The 214-nt window shown below is 59.4% G+C and carries 1 pseudogene; it reads right to left on the bottom strand.

Annotation, left to right across the window (positions count from 1 at the left end):
• A pseudogene (locus ACQ4LH_RS21860) lies at positions 1 to 199 on the bottom strand (hypothetical protein); the annotation flags it as partial.
• Between the last annotated feature and the right edge of the window lie 15 nt (positions 200 to 214).

Genomic DNA, 214 nt, shown 5'->3' with positions numbered 1-214 from the left:
AATGCCACCACTGGGGGGGCKTCGTCGGCGGCGTCAKATGTKTATAAGAGACAGCTATGAGGCGCTCGRGGGMCGTGCGGTCCAWTTGTTGGGTAYCCACTTTGATATAGATGGCCGCTTCGTCGCGCACCACTACGGCATCCGCCACTCCGGGCACAGCCTGTAAACGCTCGGCCAACCCCACCTCTTGCACTGTCTCTTATACACATCTCCG

The organism is Pseudomonas peli, assembly GCF_050563605.1.
Lineage (GTDB): Bacteria > Pseudomonadota > Gammaproteobacteria > Pseudomonadales > Pseudomonadaceae > Aquipseudomonas > Aquipseudomonas peli_A.
The sequence above is the reverse complement of the archived record's forward strand: the minus strand, read 5'-3'. Positions and strand labels throughout refer to the sequence as shown.